Here is a 252-nt window from a genome sequence, read left to right as displayed (position 1 = left end):
CCGCCTTTGCCTGGTGGAGTCCCTCCGCCACCTCCGCCGCCCTTGCCTGGTGGGGTCCCTCCGCCACCGCCACCCTTGCCAGATGGAACGGCACCGTCAGCCCCCTTGGCGGCGTCGGCTGCGTCGTCGGCGTGCTTAGCCCCCTTAGCTGCGTTGTCGGCGTGCTTGGAGCCGTACCCCAGAGCCATAGCCACCATACCGGCAAACTTCTGACCTACGTCGTCGAACAGGCGGTTCGCCTTGGTTAGCAGG

General features: G+C 67.5%; 1 protein-coding gene. It reads right to left on the bottom strand.

Going from position 1 to position 252, the window contains the following annotated elements; translation table 11 throughout:
* The coding region (locus tag HMPREF2883_RS15220; RefSeq protein ID WP_218079119.1) for a hypothetical protein at positions 1–197 on the bottom strand (197 nt) is incomplete at its 3' end.
* Positions 198–252: the final 55 nt, after the last annotated feature.

The organism is Actinomyces sp. HMSC075C01 (genome assembly GCF_001812965.1).
Taxonomy (GTDB): domain Bacteria; phylum Actinomycetota; class Actinomycetes; order Actinomycetales; family Actinomycetaceae; genus Actinomyces; species Actinomyces acetigenes.
Note: the sequence above shows the minus strand (reverse complement) of the source record. Positions and strands in the feature narration are given on the sequence as shown.